At 72.8% G+C, this 20,589-nt stretch carries 19 protein-coding genes, 2 pseudogenes and 1 riboswitch; of the genes and pseudogenes, 12 read left to right on the forward strand and 9 right to left on the reverse strand.

Annotated features, from left to right (window positions below; translation table 11 throughout):
• Nucleotides 1-178: 178 nt before the first annotated feature.
• Together ABT093_RS25375 and ABT093_RS25380 are read right to left on the reverse strand one after the other, a co-directional pair.
• Nucleotides 179-535, reverse strand: a complete 357-nt coding sequence (locus ABT093_RS25375; protein WP_350568410.1) for a beta/gamma crystallin domain-containing protein — start codon at nt 533-535, stop codon at nt 179-181.
• A gap of 423 nt (nt 536-958) precedes the next feature.
• Nucleotides 959-1,136 (reverse strand): annotated as a pseudogene (locus ABT093_RS25380) (aldehyde dehydrogenase family protein); the annotation flags it as partial.
• A 421-nt stretch (nt 1,137-1,557) separates the two neighbouring features.
• On the opposite strand from ABT093_RS25380, the gene ABT093_RS25385 reads away from it, so the two are divergent.
• From ABT093_RS25385 to ABT093_RS25410, 6 genes are all read left to right on the forward strand, one after another.
• Nucleotides 1,558-3,183 carry an ABC transporter transmembrane domain-containing protein gene (locus tag ABT093_RS25385; protein WP_350568528.1) on the forward strand — a complete coding sequence of 542 codons (1,626 nt, stop codon included), beginning with the start codon at nt 1,558-1,560 and terminating at the stop codon, nt 3,181-3,183.
• A complete protein-coding gene (locus tag ABT093_RS25390; protein WP_350568412.1) occupies nt 3,180-4,940 on the forward strand; it encodes an ABC transporter ATP-binding protein in 1,761 nt (586 codons plus the stop codon). Before ABT093_RS25385 ends, ABT093_RS25390 begins: the two co-directional genes overlap by 4 nt.
• Before the next feature lie 121 nt (nt 4,941-5,061).
• A riboswitch (cobalamin riboswitch) is annotated at nt 5,062-5,266 on the forward strand.
• Nucleotides 5,267-5,319: 53 nt separating this feature from the next.
• Nucleotides 5,320-6,333: an ABC transporter substrate-binding protein gene (locus tag ABT093_RS25395; protein WP_350568414.1), complete on the forward strand. Its 1,014-nt coding sequence runs from the start codon at nt 5,320-5,322 to the stop codon at nt 6,331-6,333.
• Complete coding sequence (locus ABT093_RS25400) at nt 6,330-7,409, forward strand: FecCD family ABC transporter permease (RefSeq protein WP_350568415.1); 1,080 nt, start codon at nt 6,330-6,332, stop codon at nt 7,407-7,409. The genes ABT093_RS25395 and ABT093_RS25400 overlap by 4 nt, the downstream gene beginning before the upstream one ends.
• 38 nt (nt 7,410-7,447) lie before the next feature.
• Nucleotides 7,448-8,221 (forward strand): ABC transporter ATP-binding protein, encoded by a 774-nt coding sequence (locus tag ABT093_RS25405; RefSeq protein WP_350568417.1) that lies wholly within the window; start codon nt 7,448-7,450, stop codon nt 8,219-8,221.
• Nucleotides 8,218-8,958: a (2Fe-2S) ferredoxin domain-containing protein gene (locus ABT093_RS25410; protein ID WP_350568419.1), complete on the forward strand. Its 741-nt coding sequence runs from the start codon at nt 8,218-8,220 to the stop codon at nt 8,956-8,958. The genes ABT093_RS25405 and ABT093_RS25410 overlap by 4 nt, the downstream gene beginning before the upstream one ends.
• A 113-nt stretch (nt 8,959-9,071) precedes the next feature.
• On the opposite strand, the pseudogene ABT093_RS25415 reads toward ABT093_RS25410, so the two are convergent.
• The 3 genes and pseudogenes from ABT093_RS25415 to ABT093_RS25425 form a co-directional block, all read right to left on the reverse strand.
• A pseudogene (locus ABT093_RS25415) lies at nt 9,072-9,161 on the reverse strand (IS5/IS1182 family transposase); the annotation flags it as partial.
• A 38-nt stretch (nt 9,162-9,199) separates the two neighbouring features.
• Entirely contained in the window at nt 9,200-10,228 is a 1,029-nt protein-coding gene (locus ABT093_RS25420) for a polyprenyl synthetase family protein (protein WP_350568422.1), read from the reverse strand.
• A 200-nt stretch (nt 10,229-10,428) separates the two neighbouring features.
• Complete coding sequence (locus ABT093_RS25425) at nt 10,429-10,689, reverse strand: hypothetical protein (protein ID WP_350568425.1); 261 nt, start codon at nt 10,687-10,689, stop codon at nt 10,429-10,431.
• On the opposite strand from ABT093_RS25425, the gene fxlM reads away from it, so the two are divergent.
• The 5 genes from fxlM (at nt 10,675) to ABT093_RS25450 (ending at nt 15,928) form a co-directional block, all read left to right on the forward strand.
• The gene (gene fxlM, locus ABT093_RS25430) at nt 10,675-12,345 is read left to right on the forward strand and encodes a methyltransferase, FxLD system (RefSeq protein ID WP_350568529.1); all 1,671 of its coding nucleotides are present in this window, start codon (nt 10,675-10,677) and stop codon (nt 12,343-12,345) included. The two genes, ABT093_RS25425 and fxlM, sit on opposite strands and share 15 nt — an antisense overlap.
• A 5-nt stretch (nt 12,346-12,350) precedes the next feature.
• Nucleotides 12,351-13,505 carry a hypothetical protein gene (locus tag ABT093_RS25435; protein ID WP_350568427.1) on the forward strand — a complete coding sequence of 385 codons (1,155 nt, stop codon included), beginning with the start codon at nt 12,351-12,353 and terminating at the stop codon, nt 13,503-13,505.
• A gap of 85 nt (nt 13,506-13,590) precedes the next feature.
• Nucleotides 13,591-14,025, forward strand: coding sequence for an NUDIX hydrolase (locus ABT093_RS25440; RefSeq protein WP_350568429.1), 435 nt, complete (start codon nt 13,591-13,593; stop codon nt 14,023-14,025).
• Between the two features lie 122 nt (nt 14,026-14,147).
• On the forward strand, nt 14,148-14,990 hold the full coding sequence (locus ABT093_RS25445) for an alpha/beta fold hydrolase (RefSeq protein WP_350568432.1): 843 nt from the start codon (nt 14,148-14,150) through the stop codon (nt 14,988-14,990).
• 35 nt (nt 14,991-15,025) lie between these two features.
• Nucleotides 15,026-15,928, forward strand: coding sequence for an MBL fold metallo-hydrolase (locus ABT093_RS25450; RefSeq protein WP_350568434.1), 903 nt, complete (start codon nt 15,026-15,028; stop codon nt 15,926-15,928).
• Nucleotides 15,929-16,032: 104 nt separating this feature from the next.
• Here ABT093_RS25450 and ABT093_RS25455 read toward each other — a convergent pair whose 3' ends face one another.
• The 3 genes from ABT093_RS25455 to ABT093_RS25465 all read right to left on the reverse strand — a co-directional run bounded on the left by ABT093_RS25455 (nt 16,033) and on the right by ABT093_RS25465 (nt 18,540).
• The gene (locus ABT093_RS25455) at nt 16,033-17,052 is read right to left on the reverse strand and encodes a GNAT family N-acetyltransferase (protein WP_350568436.1); all 1,020 of its coding nucleotides are present in this window, start codon (nt 17,050-17,052) and stop codon (nt 16,033-16,035) included.
• Nucleotides 17,045-18,310, reverse strand: a complete 1,266-nt coding sequence (locus ABT093_RS25460; protein ID WP_350568439.1) for a YcaO-like family protein — start codon at nt 18,308-18,310, stop codon at nt 17,045-17,047. Before ABT093_RS25460 ends, ABT093_RS25455 begins: the two co-directional genes overlap by 8 nt.
• A 95-nt stretch (nt 18,311-18,405) precedes the next feature.
• On the reverse strand, nt 18,406-18,540 hold the full coding sequence (locus tag ABT093_RS25465; RefSeq protein ID WP_350568441.1) for a hypothetical protein: 135 nt from the start codon (nt 18,538-18,540) through the stop codon (nt 18,406-18,408).
• A gap of 159 nt (nt 18,541-18,699) precedes the next feature.
• Here ABT093_RS25465 and ABT093_RS25470 point away from each other — a divergent pair, with 159 nt between their 5' ends.
• On the forward strand, nt 18,700-19,665 hold the full coding sequence (locus tag ABT093_RS25470) for an AraC family transcriptional regulator (RefSeq protein WP_350568443.1): 966 nt from the start codon (nt 18,700-18,702) through the stop codon (nt 19,663-19,665).
• On the opposite strand, the gene ABT093_RS25475 is transcribed toward ABT093_RS25470, so the two are convergent.
• On the reverse strand, nt 19,638-20,573 hold the full coding sequence (locus ABT093_RS25475) for a LysR family transcriptional regulator (RefSeq protein WP_350568446.1): 936 nt from the start codon (nt 20,571-20,573) through the stop codon (nt 19,638-19,640). The two genes, ABT093_RS25470 and ABT093_RS25475, sit on opposite strands and share 28 nt — an antisense overlap.
• Nucleotides 20,574-20,589 lie beyond the last annotated feature (16 nt).

Below are 20,589 nucleotides of genomic sequence, written 5' to 3' on the forward strand. Positions count from 1 at the left end.
CGGCGGCGCTCTGCGTGGTCGCGCGGGATCTGATCGAGCTCCGCCGTTCGGTGCACCGCACACGCGTCCGCAGCCGCGGAGGCCCCGCGTGCGGTGCACCGTTCGTCGGCACCTCCCGCGCGGGCGCGGGAGCCGCGACTCCCGTCCCGGCGCGGGGAGCCGACCGGGTGCCGCCGTGTCACCCGATCCGGATGGCGGCGACCCTCGGCGGGTTGTTCGGGAAGGTGATGTCGGTCCAGCGCGGGATCCTCACCGAGTCACCGTTCACGTCGAAGTAGGTCAGGTCGTTGTTGCCGGTGGAGATCCGGTCGACCCACCACCCGCCGAAGTCGGTCCTCCCCCCGTTCGCGTAGCAGTCGACGCTGTCGCGGCCGTCGAGGTGCGACCAGATCTTCAGGAAGTCGTTGCGGCCCCCGTCACACTCGACGTGGTCGATGGCGAAGGCCTCGCCGCCCGGCAGGCCGACGGTGAACGTGGCGGCCGCGGCGAGCGCCACGGCCATGGAACAGACGGCTCGCTTGGTCTTCGAGATCACGGATTCTCCTCGTACGAGGGCCGGGGCGCCGCCCGGCCCTGTCGGTGACGTCACGTCATGAAGGAACGGTGCTCGGACGGTCCTTCACCGGCTCGGTGAACCGAACGGCCGGCCACGCACCGGTCGGGCTCCTCACGGCTGTGCACGTCGGTGACCCGGCCGCAGGACCCGAGGCCTCAACGTACTGACCCCCGCCCCCCGTCCGGCCGCGACACTCCGACCACGAAGCAGCGGGCTGCGACCGCACCCGATCGTGGCGGCACGCGCTTCCGGGTACCACGACCGATGTCGCGGCCACCCGCGGAGCCGCCCCCGGAAGGGTCTCCGTGCTGCGCTACCGGCCGGCCACCCCGAGCCGCCGCGCCCCGATCACCACTCCCGCCAGCGGTCGGTGATCTCGTGGCGGCCGAGCCCCTGCCGTTCGGCTCATGCAGTCGGCGCTGTCCATCGGCGCGCCGCCGATCGACCCGCCCCGGCCGACCCCGATCCGCCACACATCGGCCGGCAGCCCCGCCTCGTACATCAGGTCGAGCGACCGGAGCCCGGTGGGCGCGGTGAGCGCGGCCTGGGTGTCGGGCTTTGGGACGACGGCGTTGCCCGCCGTACCGCGTCCGCCCGGAAATCCTCCGAGCAGTGCCTGTGCACCACGGGTGCCACCTCTTCCTCCGGACCCACGAGATCCGGTGTCCGGGATGTCCGTCTATCGGGGCAAAGGCCCGTCACCTTCGTTGGCGCATGGCGACCTCACGCCGTCCGGCCGTTCGGCCGTATGGCATTTTCTTGAGTACGGCGCATGCGGTGCCACAGCCGGATCATTCGCCGACGACCCTCGATCCCACGCAAGGACGGCCGAGTTGATACCTGGATCAGACCTGCCCGAAGGCGCGCGCCGGGTTCCTTACGAGTCCCCGGGCCTGCCGGATCACCGGAGCCCGCTGCGGTTCCTGTGGTGGCTGACGACGAGTCAGTACAGGCGGGTACTGCTCGGTGCCCTCTGGGGCAGTACGTGGATGTGTGCGCTCATGCTTCCGCCGTACCTGTTGTCGAAGACGATCGACGAGGGGCTCAAGGCGCGGGACACCGGGATGCTGCTCCTCTGGATCGGCGCCGTGGTCGTCACCGGGGCCGGGACGGCGGTCCTCGGCATCCTGCGGCACCGCACCATGACGCGCATCCGTGTGGACGCGGCCTACCGGACGGTCCAGGTCGTCACGCGCCACGTCACCCGGCTGGGGTCGGCGCTGCCCCGCCAGGTGTCCGCGGGTGAGCTCACACACCTCCAGGTCGGCGACATCGGCAGGATCGCCCAGACTCTGACCATCACCGGACCCGGCGTGGGCGCGGTCATCGCGTATGCCGCAACCGCCGTCCTGCTGGTCCGGATCTCGGCCGTCATCGCCGTGGTGGTCCTTCTCGGCGTCCCGGCCCTGGCCCTGACCGTCGGCCCCTTGCTGGGAAAGCTGCACGGCGCCGAAAGCCGCTACCGGGAGGACCAGGGTGCTCTGACCTCTCTCGCCGGCGACATGGTGGCCGGCCTGAGCGTCCTCAACGGGATCGGCGGCAAGCCCCTGTTCGCCGGGCGGTACCGGGAACGCTCCCGGGCTCTGGTCCCCCTCGGATACCGCGTCGCTGCCATCACCAGCTGGGTCCAGGCACTCACCGCGTGCCTGCCCATGGTCTTCCTCGCCGTGGTGACGTGGATCAGCGCGCGGATGGCGGCCAGCGGGGCCATCACCGTAGGTGAGCTGGTGGCGGTCTACGGCTATGTTGCCGCGCTGCTGGTACCCGTCTCGTCCTTGATCGAAGGGGCGGACGACCTGCCGCGCGGGCTCGTCTCCGCACGGAGGGTGGTCGACATCCTGGCGCTCGCGCCGGCCCCCGAGGAGCACCGGACCCGGCTCGACCCCCCAGCCGCTCCCGGCCTGCTGCGCGACCCCGTATCGGGCCTGGTGGTGGCCCCGGGGAAGGTGACGGCTCTGGTCGGTGCCCGTCCCGACGAGCCGCGCGCCGTGGTGGACCGGCTGGCCGGCTACACGGACTCCGAGGCCTCCTGGGGGGACCTCAAGCTGTCCGACTGGGACCGCACGGCGCTCAGGCGGCACATCCTGCTCACGGACAACGAGGCCTACATGTTCCCGGGCCCCCTGCGTTCCGTCGTCTCCGGCAGCACCGGCAGCACCGGCCGCTGTGACGAGGACATCCGGCGGGCGCTGCACGCCGCCGCGGCGGAGGACATCATCGACGCGCTCCCCGACGGGCTCGACACCCGCCTGGAGAACCAGGCCCGCAACGTCTCGGGAGGACAGCGCCAGCGGCTGCAGCTGACGCGGGCCCTGCTCGCGGATCCGGCCGTGCTCCTGCTCGTGGAACCGACGTCGGCCCTGGACGCGCACACGGAGGCAACCGTCGCCGCCCGGGTGGCAGCGCACCGGCACGGGCGGACCACCCTCGTCGTCAGCACTTCGCCGCTCGTGCTCGGCCAGGCCGACGAAGTCGCCTACCTCGTGAACGGAAAGGTGCAGGCGACCGGTACGCACGGAGAGCTCCTCGCCGACCAGCCGGGATACGCGGCACTGGTGTTCCGCGGCAGCGCCGGGATCCCCGGCGAAGCCGCCGTGGCACAGCCCCTGGAAGGACAGTCCCGATGAGCAGGTCCGACAGGACGCCCCGCCTGCCGATCGCCGATGCCAGGACGGTTCGCCGGGCCGGCTGGCAGCTGATGAGGGACGACGCGGGCGCCGTCTGCGCGATGCTGCTGCTGACGTGCCTCGCCGCGCTCGCCGGCGCGGCCGGTCCCTGGCTCCTCGGCCGCATCGTGACCAGGGCCGAGTCCGGTGACCTGTCCGTCTCCGCGGTCGACGGACTGGCCGCGGCGGTTCTGGGCTTCTCGGCGGCCCGATTGGTGTTGTCGCGCTACGCGCGAGGTCTCTCCCATCGCTTCGGCGAGCGCGCGCTCGCCAGGCTCCGCGAGGAGGTCGTCGACCACACCCTCTCGCTGCCGGGGCGTGTCGCGGACGAGGTGAGCACCGGTGATCTGGTCACCCGTACCACCCTGGACGTCTCGACCGTCGCGGCCACGCTGCGCAATGCGGCTCCGGACATGTTCATCTCCGGCATCCAGGTCGTGTTCATCTTCGCCGCGGTCTTCCTCCTCGACCCGCTGCTCGGTCTCTGCTCGGTCGTGGGACTGCCGCTCGTGTGGGGGGTGAGCCGCTGGTACCTCGCGCGCTCCCGCGACGCCTACCTCGCCGAGGGAGCGGCCGCCGGCGATGTCTCCGAGATCCTCAACTCCACCGCCCACGGCGCCCGTACCGTCGAGGCCTACGGGCTGGGCGAACTGCGGAACAGCACTCTCGACGAGGCCATCGACACCACCTACCGCGCCGGCATGCGCACCCTCTCCCTGCGGACGGTGCTGTTCCCGGTCACCGAGTTCGCGCACACGCTGCCCATGGCGCTCATCCTGCTCGTGGGCGGGTTCGGCTACCTCAACGGCACGATCTCCCTGGGAGTCGTGGTGGCGGGCAGCCTGTACATGTGGCAGCTGGTCGACCCGCTCAACCAGATGCTCGTCTGGGTCGAACAACTGCAGCGCAGCGGCGCCTCGTTCGCCCGCATCAAGGGTGTCGGGCTGGTGTCGCACACAGCTGACGCTCCCGTGTCGGCCCCTGTGGACGACCTCATCGAGCTCAAGGGCGTGGGGTATTCCTACGTCCCCGGGCACGAGATCCTCAAGGACGTGGACCTGCTGGTCCGTCCCGGTGAACGGCTGGCGGTGGTCGGCCGGTCGGGAGCCGGCAAGTCCACCCTCGGCAAGCTGCTGTCCGGTGCGGACGTCCCTGACGCCGGCCACGTCCTGGTCGGCGGCGTGCCCGTCGCCGACCAGGCCGCGGCGGGCGAACTGGGCAACCGCATCGTCCTCATCACGCAACAGCACCACGTGTTCATGGGCACCCTCCGCGACAACATGACCATGGCCGCCCCCGAAGCCGACGACGAGGCCGTCCTCGCGGCCCTGCGGTCCGTGGAAGCGGACTGGGTGGCCGAACTGCCGGAGGGCCTGGACACCCCGCTGGGCTCGGGCGGAGTCGAACTGGAGGCCGCCCAGGCGCAGCAGCTCACCCTGGCCAGGGTGCATCTGGCGGACCCGCACACCCTGATCCTGGACGAGGCCACGTCACTGCTCGACCCGACGACGGCCCGGCAGGCGGAGCGGGCAGTGGCCGCCGTCCGGTCGGGCCGCACCGTCATCGCCATCGCCCACCGGCTGCAGACCGCACACGACGCCGATCGCATCGCCGTCATGGAGTCCGGCCGCATCGTCGAACTGGGCACCCACGACGACCTGGTCGGCGCGGGCGGACCGTACTCGGATCTGTGGCGGTCGTGGAACGGCGAAAGGTGAGTCTTCGGCACGGCGTACGTCCCCGGGAGTTCGCGCATCAGTCGCGTGCCCGGGCTATCCGAGCCCGAACTGTCCAAACGGCCGTCCCAGGTGCCGGGCGGCACCGACCCGACCGTGCCTGATACCTTGCAATCGCCGTGGTGTTCGGGAAACCGGTCTGAGTCCGGTGCGGCCCTCGCCACTGTTGCCGCGGAGTACCGCGGCCCTCGCTGACCGGCTTCCCCAGCGGTCAGGGCCACTGGGCGGGCTGGATGAGCCGCCCGGGAAGGTCGGCCTCGGTGTGTCGATGCGGAAGCCAGGAGACCGGCCACGGCGCGACATGTTCCACGAGGGTTTTGGAGAACACGTGCCCAGCGGTCTTCCGCGTCCGTTCCGATCCATGCGTTCCGCACGCCCCGCAGGTCCGGTCCGTGCCGGCCGGGCGGTCGCGGCCGTCCTGTTCGCCGGCGTACTCGGCGCCTGCGCGGGCGCCCCCGCGCCCGTCGCGTCCAGCGCGACGACCGGAAGTGCCGAGCCCGTCCGTGTGGACAACTGCGGGACCACCGTGACCGTCGGCGCGCCGCCCGACCGGCTGGTGACGCTCAACCAGGGTGCCACCGAGGTCGCCCTGGCCCTCGGCCTGCAGTCCCGCATGGCCGGTACCGCCTATCTCGACGATTCCGTCCCGGAGAAGTGGAAGGCAGCCTACGACTCCGTTCCGGTGCTCTCCAAGGAGTACCCGACGAAGGAGAAGCTCCTCGCGGCCCGTCCCGGCTTCCTGTACGCCTCCTACTCCAGCGCGTTCACCGACAAGGTCGCGGGAAGCCGGGAGGAACTGCGCGGCCAGGGGATCCCGTCGTACCTGTCCCCGTTCGGCTGCTCGGACAGGAGCCAGGTGCCGCCGACGACCTGGCAGGCGATGTGGGGCGAACTGAACGACGTCGCCGAGGTCTTCGGTGTCACGGAGCGGGCCACCGCGATCCAGCGGCAGCAGGAGCAGCAGCTGGCCCGGTTCACGGCGACAGCCGCCGGCAAAGGCCTGAAGGTCCTGTGGTTCGACTCGGACACCAAGGCGCCGTACATCGGCGCCGGCCACGGCGGGCCCCAGCTGGTGCTCGACGCCGTCGGCGCCCGCAACGTCTTCGCGGACCTGCCCGGTTCCTGGCAGAACGTGAGCTGGGAGAAGGTCGTCGCCGCGGACCCGGACGCCGTCGTGCTCGCGGACGCCGACTGGGACACGGCCCAGTCCAAGATCGACTACCTGGAGAACGACCCGGTGCTGAGCAGGCTCACCGCCGTGCAGCGCAAGGCTTTCGTGGTGGTGCCGTTCTCGGAGTCGACTCCCGGCGTGCGGCTCGCCGACGGCGCCGCCCGGGTGTCCGAGGGGCTGGGCAAGCTGCGCCCGGGTTCATGACCACCGCAACCCGCCCCGCCGTGCGGCCCGCTGGTCCGGGCCGCGCGGCGGCGGCCCTGGCCGTCGGTGCGGCCCTGCTGCTGACCACGGTGCTCCTCGGTCTGGCCGTGGGCTCGCACCACGAGCCGGTCCGGACGGTGATCGATGTCGTGGCGCGGCGTCTCGGGCTGGGCGACCCGCACGTGACGCTGCTCGACGACCAGATCGTCTGGCAGCTCCGGCTGCCGCGGGTCCTGGGAGCGGCCGCCACCGGCGCCGGCCTCGCGGTCTGCGGTGCGGTGCTGCAGACGCTGACCGGGAACGACCTGGCCGATCCCTTCCTGCTCGGGATCTCGGACGGAGCCGCGGCCGGCGCGGTCACCGTGATCGTGCTCGGCGTCGGCGTGTCCGGCGCCCTGGGCACCGGCGCGGTGGCGACGGCGGCCTTCGCCGGTGCCCTGATCGCCGCCGTCGTCGTCCTGGCCCTGGCCGGCGCGCGCACCCGGTCGCTGCCGACCACCCGGACCGTGCTCGCGGGCATCGCCGTGGGACAGATGTGCGGGGCCTACACCTCGTTCGTCGTGCTGGTCCTCGGGGACCGCGACGCGGCGCGCGGTGTCATGGAGTGGACGCTGGGCTCGGTCGCCGGCGTGCGGTGGCCCACCGCCGTCTTCCTGACGGCGGTCGCGCTGGCCGGTGTCACGGTCCTGGCCTCATCGGCCCGCGACCTGGACGCCTTCGCCTTCGGCGAGACCGCCGCCCGCTCCCTCGGCGTCCACGTCGAGCGCACCCGCTGGGTCCTCGTCGCCACCGCGGCGCTGGTGACCGCGTGCCTGGTCGCCAACACCGGCGTCATCGGGTTCCTCGGCCTGGTCGTACCGCACGTGGTCCGGCTCGTCTGCGGCCCGCGCCACGCCCTCCTGCTGCCCGTGTCGGCGCTGGTGGGCGCGTCCCTCCTGGTGGGCGGCGACATCGTGGCGCGCTCGCTCCTCCCCGACCGGGAGATCCCCGTCGGCGTCATCACGGCCGGGCTCGGAGCGCCCTTCTTCGCCTGGCTGCTGTGGCGCCAGGGGCGGGCCGACGGGAGCGGGCAGTGACGGCGACGCCCGCCGGGCTGCGTGCGGAGGGCCTTCGTGTGCGCATCGGCAGAGCCACGCTGCTGGACGAAGTCTCGCTCGCGTTCGCCCCCGGCCGGGTCACCGGCCTGCTCGGACCCAACGGCGCCGGGAAGACCACCCTGCTGCGCGCGGTCGCCGGGCTGACCCGGCCGAGCGCGGGACGGGTACTCCTGAACGGTGAGGATCTCCACGCGCTCACGGCCCGCCGACGAGCACGCCAGGTGGCCTTCATGGAGCAGCAGGCGGACACCCGGCTGTCGCTGTCGGCCCGTCAGGTCATCGACCTCGGACGCACCCCGCACCGCGGCCGCTGGCCCGTCCCGGCGGACGCCGCCGACGACGCCCACGAGCGGGCGGTGTTCGCCGGTGCCGTCGCGGCGGCCGATGTCGGCCACCTGCTCGACCGGTCCTGGCCGACGCTGTCGGGCGGCGAGCGCCAACGGGTCCAGCTCGCGCGGGCGCTGGTGCAGGAGCCGGGAGTGCTGCTGCTCGACGAGCCCACCAACCACCTCGACCTGCGCCACCAACTCGGCTTCCTCGGCACCGTGCGCGGGCTGGGCATCACCACGGTGGCGGCGCTGCACGACCTCGAACTCGCCGCTGCCTACTGCGACGAGGTCGCCGTCCTGCTCGACGGCCGACTGGTCGCCCACGGGCCCGGCTCCGACGTGCTCACCTCGCCCATGATCGCGCACGTCTACGGCGTCGACGCCACCGTGGAACGGCACCCCCAGCACGACCGACCGCACATCCGGTGGAACGGACTGCTCCACGAAAGGACAACGCCATGACCTCCCCGGTCCCGGAAGCCCTCGCCCGCCGCAGTGCCGTGCTCCTGGTCGGCATGTCGGTCGCGGAAGCCGTCCGCCGTGACGAACTCCTCCGGGCGGCGGCCTCGCACCGGGCCTCGATCGCGTTCCTGCAGCAGGCGGACCCCTCGCTGTCGGCCGAGCTGACCAGGCTGGCCGACGCGGGCACCGGGACCGTGGTCGTGATCGGCGTCCGACTCGCGGCCTCCGGCCCGGCCCATTCCTGGCTGCGGCGGATCGCCGCGCACTGGTGGCGCGAGCGCGCGGGCCACCGCCCCGAACTCCTCGTCGCGACCCGCCTCGCCGACTCGCCGGACGCGGTCGCCACGGTGGCCGGGGTGACGAAGGCCGTCACCGGCGGGGAACCCGGCCTCACGTCCACGGCCTGGGAGGACGTCCCCGGCCACCGGCACCAGGTCCTGGTGTGCCGCGGCCCGCGTTGCGCGGCCATGGGCGCGGAGGAGGGACTGCGCGCCCTGGTACAGGGGCTGACCGAGCAGGGCCTCGGCGACGACGACGTGCTCGTGACCCAGACGGGGTGCCAGTTCCCCTGCAACCAGGCCCCCGTCGTCAGTGTGCAGCCCGACGACGTCTGGTACGGGAAGGTCGACCCGGCTGCCGCGCACCGCATCGTCACCGAGCACCTCGCCGGCGGACGGCCGGTGGAGTCCACCCGGCTCCCCCGCCACCGGAAGGAGCGGGCGGACCACCACGGCTGATCACGATCACCGGCGCGGGAGCGGAGTGAACTCCGTTCCCGGCCCGCGGCGATCCACCCACGGCGCGGTGAAGCAGGCTCGTCGGCATCCCCGACGGCATGGTCTTCCACGGCCCCGCCGCCCGGCCCGTTGCGACCCCGCTCCCGCACCACCCGCACCAGGCCCTCGAACTGCCGCCTCCGCAGACCCGTGAACGTCTCCACCGTCCGGAACGAGTTTGAGGACCCCCCGGTCCCGGCTCTCAGTCCCGGACGCCCAGCAGGAACTCCGGGTACAGGTTCACGGTCTGATCGACCAGCCCGTGCAGCCCCGCGACGTACTCGCCCACCCCGCCGGCCTCGTCGATACTCGCGTGCAGCCCGTCGACCAGCGGCCTGGCAACCGCTGCGAACGCCCGCAGCCGGCTCGGCTCGGTCAGCTGCGCCGCGAACTCCTCCCGGGCCGCCGCGGAGTCCGCGCACCCGGCCAGCAGCTTCTCCGCCACCGCGCGCTCCGGCTCGGACAGCGACTGCAGATACTGCACCACCATGAAGGTGGCCGTCCCGTTGCGAAGGTCCTCGTATCGTCCCGAGGAGATGTCCCGCTGGTCGTTGACCAATTGCCGCAGCACGCCGAAACGCGCGCCGAGGTCGCGCCACGCGTCCACGCGCGCCTCATCGCACCCGGCCAGCACCGCGCCCATCGCTGCGGCCATGGCGTACGGGGCACCGGTCTTCCCCAGGTAGCCGGCCATGACCTCCTCGGCCGTCGCCGCCGCCGCGGTCGCCGTGAGGTCCGCGAGCTGCCCGGCTATCGCCCGGTGCCAGGTGCGCGACAGCTCCTGGCGCAGCCGCAGCGCCCGCTCCGGGTCGTCGCGGCACGCCTCGTCGAGCGCCTCGGTCGCCAGGTGGCAGGCGATGCCGATCACGGCGAGCAGATCCTGGTCCGTACTGTCCGTGTCGGCTGCGGCGGACGGCCGGGGCCCGGCGTCGGACAGGTCGTCCAGGTAGCGTGCCGTGACCCACCACAGCACGTGCGCCACCGCCGCGGGCTCGGCCGGCGCCGGGTCTCCGGAGTGTGTCCCGTGCACCAGGAACGGCAGCGCGACGATTCCGTCCACGGCCGGCCCCGAGCCACGCCCGGCGATCCGGTCCAGGAAGCCGGTCAGGGCCCGCCCCATCGCGCGGTCGGCGGCTGCGCCGGGACCGGCCGAGCCGGTCAGCCCCTCGCCCGTGCCGCGCAGCCGCCGCAGCACAGCGTCCGAACTCCAAGTGGGTGCGCTTGCCGTCAAGGTGTCCTCCGTGTGAATGGCCGGGCTCTTGAATTCGTTCGAAGAGTCGAGAATCAAGGTACGGAGACACTAGTACCGCAACGGTGCTTACCGTGACGGCTATCGGGTTCTCTCGTTGAACTGCTCACGGGTGGGGACACATCCGAGGTTGATGCTCGTCGTCGGTCGGACGGGCTGGCCAGCCCGCATGAGCGGTCTTCTCACCGGTTCGCGCGGAGCGAGCCGCGGGATTCGGCGCCGGACGGTTCCAGCAGCGCCGGGGCGGCCCGCCTCACCAGTGGACCGATCCCGGCGTCGAGTTCGGTGATCTCCTCGTCCATCGCCTGGTGGCGTCGGGCCAGGCGTCGCAGTGACGCCCGGGTCGCGGCCAGCGGCGTCGAGAGGCCGTCACCGGGCCGCAGGCGGGCGAGCGTGCGTATCAGTGCCGCCCGGTTGAGGCCGGCGGCCTGCTCGCGCAGCATCGCCGGCGCCGCGACGAGCAGGGCGACGTCTGGGCCCGGTTCGCCCAGCTACGCGATGCCCCCACGCCCGTGACCTCCGAGCGGGCTACCGCCCTGACCGCCTCCGTACAGCACCTGATGCGCCTCGACACCTGGGCACTCACCCGCGAGACCGCCCCGCTCGCCCACCACGCCACCTGGGTCCACGCCTTCCAGCAGGCCGGCCAGGACCTCGCCCGCCTCGCCCGCGACGGCGTTCTCACCCGCGGCCTGCGCGCTGTCCTCGCCCACCACATCGTCTTCCACGCCAACCGCGCCGGCCTGCCGGTCGAACACCAATCCGCTTTGGCCGCCCGGGCGTTGGACGCCGTCTTCCATTCCACCGAGGGCTCCAAGCCCTCGGGATCCACCATCCACACAACCACTAGGGTCACCGACATGACTACTCTCAGCAACGAAGCCGGATCGGCCGAACAACTCCGCAGCGGGCTCGCCACCCGTCTGCTCGACCAAGGAGCCATCCGCACCGGGGCGGTCGAGGCCGCCTTCCGCGCGGTGCCCCGCGAGTCGTTTCTGCCCGGCTTCCCGCTGGACGCCGCCTACGCGGACAACCCCACCTGTACCAAGGCCGACGGCTCCGGCACCCGGATCAGCGCCGCGTCCCAGCCCGCGATCGTCGCCCTGATGCTCGAACAGCTCGGCGCGCGGCCCGGTGAGAAGGTCTTCGAAGCCGGGGCCGGAACCGGCGTCAACGCCGCCTACCTGGGCCACATCGTCGGACCCGGCGGGCACGTGGTGACCGTGGACGTCGACGAAGACCTCGTCGACGGCGCCCGCAAGCACCTGGCCGAGGCCGGCATCACCAACGTCGACGTCGTCCTCCGCGACGGCGCGCTCGGGCACCCGGACGGCGGCCCGTACGACCGCGTGATCGCCACGGTGAGCACCAGCGAGATGCCCACGGCCTGGCTCCAGCAGGTCAAACCCACCGGCCGGATCGTCCTCCCGATGCGCCTGCGTGGCACCGCCTCCCGGACCATCGCCTTCGAGCGCGGCGAGGGCGGCTGGGTGTCGGTCGACGACCGGCTCGCCGTCTTCATGCCGCTGCGCGGCAGCATGGACGACGCCCGCCGCACCGTCACCCTCACCCGCGAGGGCGACGTCACCCTCCAGGTCCACAAGGACCAGCACGCCGCCGTCGACGCCGAACTCCTGGCCGGCGTCCTCGACAGCGAGCGCCACGAGACGTGGACCGGCGTGACGATCCCGGCCGGCACCACCTACGAGTACCAGGACCTGTGGCTGGCCCTCACCCTCCCGAACTCGATCATGCGGATGAGCGTCACCGGCAACGCCCGCGAACGCGGCGTGAACCCGATGTTCGGCTGGGGCGCCATGGCCACCGTGGACGCCGGCTCCCTCGCCTACCTCACCCTGCGCCCGGGCACGCCCGCCGCCGACGGCCGCAAGACCTACGAGACCGGCGTGATCGGGCACGGCCCGGCGGGCGCCACCCTGGCCGACCTCGTCACCGGGCAGATCCGCACCTGGAACGCCGGCTTCCGCGACCGCACCCCGCGTATCGAACTCCCCGACTCCCCCGCCCCCGCGGACCCGACCGCCGGCCGCTTCGTCCTGGCCCGCCCGCACCACCCGATCACCGTCACCTGGGAGTAGCCCCCGTGCACCCGACCGGTCCCGTCGCCCGGCGCTTCCCGCTGGTCGCACGCCACCGGCCCGCGTGCCTGCCCCTGAACGCCCGTGTCGGCCGGCTCTGCGAGCTGGCCGACACGGCCTCCCGGCAGGCCGACCCGGGCCTCGCATCCACCGCCTTCAACCAGGCCGCCCTCCTCGCCTCCGACCTCGACCTGCCCGACTACGCCCGCGAACTCTGCCACCGCCACGCCGCCCTCTACCTCGCCCGTGGACCGCTCCCCGCGATGAGCGCCATCCGCGGCCTGGAGCCGATCGTCAACCTCGCGCGCCTCCACATCCGCGCCGGCCGCCACCAGCGCGGCCACCAGCTCCTCCTCGACCTCTACAGCGCCGTCATCACCGCCACCGGCACCGTCCTCGACGGCATCACCGTCCCCGCACGCCTCACCGAGACCGACCAGCAGCGCGGCGAGGTCCGCACGTGGCTGTGGCGCGTCGTCATCGCCGACGGCACCCGCGCCCTCACCTCCGCCGGCCGCTGGACAGACGCCCTGCGCCACATCGAAGAGCACCAGGGCATCGGCCGGCGCATCCTTGACGGCCGCCAGACCGCCGTCCTCGCCGCCGCTACCACCGGCAACCTGCCCGGCGCCCTCGCGCTCCTGGACGGCACCGAACCGGGCGCGCCCTGGGAAGACGCCGTCACCTCGGTACTCACCGCGCTGTGCCGCCCCGGAAACCAGGAAGCCGCCGAAGTCGCCGTAGCTCAATGCCTCACCTACGAACCGGACCAGGGCCTGGCCGTGTTCTCCACCCGCCTCGCCCTGACCGCACTCGATGCCACAGGCCCCGACTCACCGGCAGCCCAGCATCTACTCAATCAGCTGACCAGCCGAACGAGTGAATCCGGCGACGGCTACGCACTGCGCGACCTCCTCGCCCACGAGGGCCTCGTCAACCGTCTCGCCCCCGACCGGGCCACCACACTCAATCGAATCCTCGCCACCTGCGGCCTGGGCTCCGCCATCCTCCCCAGGCCCATAAAGGACCGGCTTGAGACCGGTCTGGATCTAGCCCGGGAAGCGATCGAAAGATCCCCCTTCGACTCCAGGTCGCCCGACAGTGATCCGCTTGATCGCCACCACAGCCGGCCGGTCCCGGCACCCGAGGCACATCCCTGACTTCACCTGCTGATCAGCCCGCTTGACCAGCCGGGCACCGCACGTAGTACTCGTGTCACCGCCCACTACTCCCTAAGGTTTTCCGATGCCCGAGAAGGTCACCAAAGAGAAGGTGCTCGTCTACATCGTGCGCGACGGGCGGCTGCTGGTGTTCCGGCACACCGACTACACCTACGAGGAGGTCGGCATCCAGGTCCCGGCCGGCAGCATCCGGCCGGGCGAGACCCCGGAGGCCGCCGCCCTACGGGAGGCCCGGGAGGAGACCGGGCTCACGGACTTCACGATCGTGCGCAAGCTCGGCGAGACCGAGTACGACATCAGCCCGTACCGGTTCGAGATCCAGCACCGCCACATCTTCCACCTGGAGCTCACCGAGCCCACCCCGGAGCGGTGGACGAGCCGGGAGGACCACGACGGCGAGCAGGAGCCCACCCGCTTCGAGTGCTTCTGGATCCCGCTGGAGGCCGCACACATCCTCCAATCCGGCCACGGCGCCTTGCTCGGACGCCTGTCCGACTAGGGCGCGTATTTGGTTGTGATCAATGGATGGCGCTGGTGAGGTCCTTGATCCAGATCATCGCGCCGCGAGGGTGGAGGCCCGCGAGGTAGCTCGTAGGGGATTTGTCGCAGCCGGACACCCTTATGACCCAGTCCTACGCACACGCCCCTGTCACGACGCTGTCCGCCGCCAACGGCATCCGGTACGCCTACCGCGAGGTCAGCGAGGGCGGGGTGCCGTTGGTCCTGCTCATGCGCTTCCGGGGCAACCTCGACAACTGGGACCCGGCGCTGGTCGACGCCCTGGCCCGGGGCCGGCGCGTCATCGCCTTCGACAACGCCGGCGTCGGTGGCAGCACCGGCACCACGCCGGGCACCGTCGCGCAGATGGCCGTGGACGCCCTCGCCTTCCTCGACGCCCTGGAGCTGACCCGGGTCGACCTCCTCGGCTTCTCCCTGGGCTCCTTCGTGGCCCAGGAGATCGCGCTGATCCGACCCTCAGCGGTCCGGCGCCTCGTGCTCGCCTCGGCCGCGCCCCAGGGCGCGCCCGGCATGCACGGCTGGGCGCCCTGGGTCATCGATGCCGTCGGCACCCCCGAGATCGATCCCGCGAAAGTGCTCGACGTCTTCTACACCCGATCGCCCGAGAGCCGGTCCGCCGGCGAGAAGGCCTTGGGGCGGATGTTCTCCCGGGCCGAGCTGGACACGCCCACCACCTGGCAGACCCGCCAGGCCCAGTACGACGCCGTCACCGCGTGGGGCACCCCGGGCCTCGCGCTCCTGGAGCGGGTCACCGCCATCCAGGCGCCCGTGTTCGTCGCCAACGGCGACAGCGACCCGATGATCCTCCCGCGCTACTCCCACCTGCTGGCCGGACTCTTCCCGGATGCCCGGATCAGGATCTACCCGGACGCGGCACACGGCTTCCTCTTCCAGCACCACGAGGAGTTCGCCACCGACGTCACCCACTTCCTCGACCGCACGTGAACCCCGCCCCATCGCCCTCGTTGACGGGAGAAGCCATGTCCTCCACCACCGCCACCGACCTCGGCTACGACGTGTACGTCGCCGACCCGCTGCCGATGCACGGCCCCGGGCCGCTGCCCGACGGACGGCCCCGTGCCTTCCAGCCCCTCGCGGTCACCCTCGTCCACGGCCGGCACGACGCCGTGCTCGTCGACCCGCCGCTGACCCGCGAGCAGGCCCAGGACGTCGGCGACTGGGTCGAGGCGAGCGGGAAGCACCTCACCCACATCGTCGCCACCCACGGACACGGCGACCACTGGTTCACCGCCGGCCTGCTCGCCGAACGCTTCGGCGCCCAGGTGGTCACCACCACCGGCGCCATCCCCCAGATGCACACCAACGTCCACGCCCGCGAGGTGCTCTGGGACGCGATCTGGCCCGGCCGGATCCCGCCCGCCCCCGTCACCGCCGTCACCGCGCCCGGCAACCGCCTCACCCTCGAAGGACACGACCTCCACCTCATCGAGGTGGGCCACGCGGACAGCGCCGACAGCGCCGTCCTGCACGTACCGGACCTCGACCTGGTGGTGGCCGGCGACGTCCTCTACAACGGCGTGCACATGTACCTCGCCGAGTCCCCCGACGGCGACCTCGCCCCCTGGCGCAAGGCCATCGACACCGTCGCCGCACTACGACCGCGCCACATCGTCGCGAGCCACCAGAACAAGCACCTCGACGACGACGCCCAGCGCCTCATCGCCGAGACCCGCCGCTACCTCGACACCGCCGAGGCCACCCTCGCCGCCCACGACACCCCGACCGCCTACTTCCACGCGATGCTCCGCCAGTACCCCGACCACCTCGGCCCCACCGTCCTGTGGGTCGGCGCCCGCGCCCTCCACCTCGCCCGCGAGGGCGGCGACCCGGTCCAGAACCTCGTCGCGGCCTGGCGGCAGTAGGCCCACCCGACGGGGGCGGTGCACGGTGGCGATCGCAACGCCGGTGGGACTCCTGCGACGGATGAGGCCTTCACCTCCGGCACCGGGCCCGGCCCGCGGCCCGGTCAGGGCGGCGGACCGGTGTCGGGCCGGAAGGCGGCACCCCCGCGGTCGGTGCCGCCGGTGAGGTCCAGCGCGTGTCCGGTCCAGGTGCGGAAGGTGCGGGCGCCGAGGCGTTCGTAGAAGCCGCCGGTCGCCATGGCGTTGGTGGAGTCGACGTCCATGACGGCCCACCGGTAGCCGCGCTCCTTCGCCCGGGCGAGCGTGTGGGTGAACACGGCCCGGTACAGGCCCCGCCCGTGCAGGTCGGGGCGGGTCCCGGCGTTGGCGAGGTACAGCTCGCGTTCCCGCCCCGCTTCGGCAAGTTCGGTGGACAGCAGGTAGCAGAGGAGTTCCCGGCCGTCGGCGGAGAGCAGCAGGAAGGAGGACTCGGGACGGAAGTACGGGCTTCCGGTCACGGAATGGCGCCATGCCTCGGGCGTCATCGGGACGCTGCCCGGGTTGTGGGCGAAGATCTCGTTGCGGGCCGCCAGCAGCAGCGCGTCGTAGTGGTCCTCGAACGGCACCAGCACGGTCCCCGGCGGCCGCACCGGCCCGGCCGCCGGCCCGTGCTCCGCCAGGTCGAGCCGCATGCCCCGGTAGGTCCGCACCCGCCGGTAGCCCGCGGTGTCGAGCGCCTCGGCGAGCCAGCGCCGGTGGCCGTGCGTCCGGACGTGGAGTTCCAGCGGGGTGCTTCCGAAGCTCTCCCGGTGTCGGCGAACCGCGGCGCGGTGGCACCGGGAGAGCAGGTCCGTCATGGTGGCGGCCATCCGGTGGGCGGGGTGCACCGCGAGGTCCAGGGTCATCTCGTGGACGGGGTCCGCGTGTTCACGCGTCCGGGTGACCGCGTACGCCACCGGCTCCGGTCCGGCCCAGGCCGACGCGGTGCCGGCGGCCAGGTCGATGCCCGGAGCCGCCCAGTCGTCGAGCAGGTCCCGCGCGTCGCGCCGGTCGTCGGTGCGGTCGGCCTGCTCGCAGGCCGCCAGCAGCCCGGCCACCCGCGCGGCGTCACCCTCGGCGAGCGGGCGCCAGAGCAGCTCACTCACCGCGGGCCGCCGCGAGTCCGCGCTCGCCGGGCACCACGACCTGCCCGTCGGTGACCAGCATGAACCGCTCCAGGCCGGGCACCAGCACGTTGACCACGGCGAGGTCCGGTGTGACGTGGTGATTGCGCTGGTAGACGGAGAAGCCGTGGTCCGCCAGCAACGCGAGAAGCTGGTCGAGGTGTCCTGCCGGGGTGTCGGGCACCGCCGTTGGCTCGAACGGCCGGACCTCGGCGGTGGCCAGGGCAGCGGTGAAGTCGGACAGGTAGCAGGCGTGCAGCGCCGGATAGGGTCCGGTGTCGTCGCGCTGCTCGGGAAGGAAGTGCGCGTACTGCTCGCGCAGACCCACGGTGCTGTGCAGCTGGACGAGTTCGCTCACCGCGCGGGAGATCGCGTACTCGCGGGACAGCGACGCCCCCCAGCCGCAGATCCGCGCGGGCTGCCCCGGGGGTGCGCTCTGGTAGGCCGTGTACGCGGGCACCCCCAGGTCGGTGGTCATGTCGATCAGGTGCACCGGGCGGCCGGTGCGGGCGGTGGCGAAACCGAGGAGCGCGGCCGGGCCCGGGGGCAGCGTCTCCGGCTCGACCACGACGAGCCGGCGCGCGGGCTGGCGCAGGAAGCTGCCGATCAGCAGCATGGACAGCGCGTCCCGCTCGATCAGTTCGTTGATCGCGTGCACCGCGGCCTCGACCGGATCGGCGCCGGCGGCCCAGCCGTTGTTGACCGAGTAGCGGCCCACCGACCGGTAGTCGTAGGTGTCGCCGGCCTGGCGGCGCAGGTCCTCCCCCGCCGGTCGCAGGTACTCGGGCATGGAGAGGAAGAGCGGGACGTCGATGTCCGGGCCGCCGTCGACCGAGCGGTAGGGCAGGCACCCCAGCGGCCGGTCCGGCCCCTGGGCGAGCAGTGCGGCGGCGACGTCCCGCCCGAGCGGGCCGCCGGCGACGCGGTGGGCGGAGGCCAACCGAATCTCGGAGGCGGCGAGTCCGTCCACCCCGCTGAGCTGGTGTTCCAGAGCCTCGAACAGCGCCCCGGCACGGGCCTCGGCCCGGCTGCCCTTGCCCAGCCCGAGCCCGGTGCGCAGCGGTTCGCCGCCGCGCCGCAGGACGCATCGCCACGTCCCGGGGCTGCCGTCGAGGACCGGCGCCAGATCGGCCTCCAGCCCCAGGGCGGCGATCGCGGACGCGGCCCTCGTGAACGCCTGTTGCGGGGTGAGGCCGCGTTCCCCGCACTGGGGAGGCGCGGTGTGGGTGGTGGTGGTCACGGGCATCCCGTCTGCTGAGCGGGGCGCGGTCCGCGACGGCCGGCCTACGGCCGGTCGCGGACCGGCACCCCTGGGCCTGCTGGCTCGAGGCTGCGTCAGCCCTCGTCGGTGGACTCGCCCGGCTCGGCCTGGCCACCGTCCGTCAGGAGCTCGGCGATGACGCGCCGCTCGGCCGCCGAGAGGACCACCTCGTCCGGGTGGAACTTGTCGCGGTCCTGGAATCCGCCCATGGGAACTACCTCCTGGAACTCGTCGGCCGGCCACCGGGCGGCGGCCGGGCACGGGCCGCACGGCGTCCGGTGCGCACACGACCCGCCACTCATCGTGACCAGTCGACAGCGTCGTGTGAATGCTTGCCCGTCCGCGCAACTTGCGCGAGAGTCCCGCACATGGATGCACCACCGTCCGCACCCGCTTTCGGCGCCGCCCCGGGCGATCCCGTCAGCGAGACCCTCGAACTCACCGACGTCCGCTGCGCCCTGTCGCGCGGCCTCACGGCCGCCGGCACCTGGTCCCTGGCCTTCCCGGCGCCGGGCCGACTCAGGATCCAGGCCGTGCTGCGGGGCGCCGTCTGGCTGACGGTGCAGGGCGCCGGTCAACCCGTCCGTCTCGAAGCCGGCGAACTGGCCGTCCTGGCCGGCGACCGCGCGTATGCTCTCGCGAGCGACCCGGCGGTGCCCGCGATTGACGCGCTTCCCCTGCTCAGGGCCTCGACCGCGCCCTTCCTCCACGCCGGGGAGAGCGGCCGGGACACCGTCACCATCGGCGGCGAGCTGGAACTCGACACGGCCGCGAAGGACCTGCTGCTCGGCGCGCTTCCACCCGTGCTGCACGTCGGCGCCGCAACGGCCGACGCCGCCACCGCCTGCTGGCTCATGGAACAGACCTTGCGCGAGCTGTCCTCCGACCGCCCCGGCGCGTCCTTCGCCGCCGGCCACTTCGCCCCCTTGCTCCTTCTCCAGGTCCTGCGCGCCTTCCTCAGCGATGCGGACGCCGGCCCCTGCCCGCCGGGCCGGATGCGCGCCCTCGCCGACGAGCGCATCGCGCCCGCCCTGCGCCTGATGCACAGTGACCCCGCCCGCCCCTGGACCCTCGCCGAACTGGCCCGGGCCGCGGCGATGTCCCGCACCAGCTTCGCCAAGCGCTTCAAGGACGTGGCGGGTGTCCCACCGCTGGCCTACCTGCGCCGCTGGCGGATGCACCGGGCCGAGCACGCACTGCGCCGCGCGGACACACCGCTGGCGGCCATCGCCGCCTCTCTCGGATACGGCTCCGAGAGCGCCTTCAGCAATGCGTTCAAACGCACCACCGGCCTGTCCCCCCGCCGCTACCGGGAGACGGTCCGCTCCGCGTGAACCGCCGGACCGCCGTCGCGTGACGGGCGGTCGGACAGCTCCGTCCACAGGTCGAGGAAGGCCCGCAGCGGCGCACCCGGCCGGGTGCCCGCCCGCCAGACGAACACCTTCCGCAGGCGGATGGCGGGCTCCAGCGGCACGACGGTGAAACGCCGGTCGGCCGCGAGGGCCGGACTCGCGCGGGAGGTCAGGGCGACACCGATCCGCTCGGCGACCAGGGCGAGTTGGAGGGCGACGTCGTTCGTCGCGTAGGCGATGTCCAGCCGAAGCCCCTGCGCGGCGAAGGCCCGGCGGATGAACGCGTGCACCCCGCTGTCGGGACCGTAGCTGATGACCGGACTCCGGACCGCCTCGTCGAGGGTCATCGGACGGTTCGCGGACCGGCTTCCGGCCGGGAGGACCGCGACGATCCGGTCCTCCAGCAGCACGCGCGAGGCGACGGCGGCGGGTTCGCCGTCCGGTGGCCCCGCGACCACAGCCGCGTCGACCTCCCCGTCGCGAACCTTCGTCAGCAGCGAGGGGCTGGACGCCCCGGCGAGGCTCACCGCGACCCGCGGATACCGGCGGTGGTACTCCCCCAGCAGCCGGGGAACGACGGTCCCTTCCAGGCCGCCGACGGTCCCCAGCGCGAACGAGCCGCCGAGCAGACCGGACCGGTCCGCGAACTCCAGGACGGCCGACGCGGCCGCCGCCAGGCAGGCGCGGGCGTGCGGCAGCAGGGCGGCGCCGCCGGACGTGAGGACCACCTGCCGGGGCAGCCGTTCGAACAGGGGCTCCCCCAGTTCCCTCTCCAGGGCCTGGATCTGCTGGCTGATCGCGGGCTGCACGACATGGCAGCGGGCCGCCGCCTTCGTGAACGACCGCTCCTCCGCTACCGCGACGAAGTACTCAAGGGTACGGAGCTCCATGGCCGACAAACTACCA

The organism is Kitasatospora sp. NPDC002551 (genome assembly GCF_040296005.1).
Lineage (GTDB): Bacteria > Actinomycetota > Actinomycetes > Streptomycetales > Streptomycetaceae > Kitasatospora.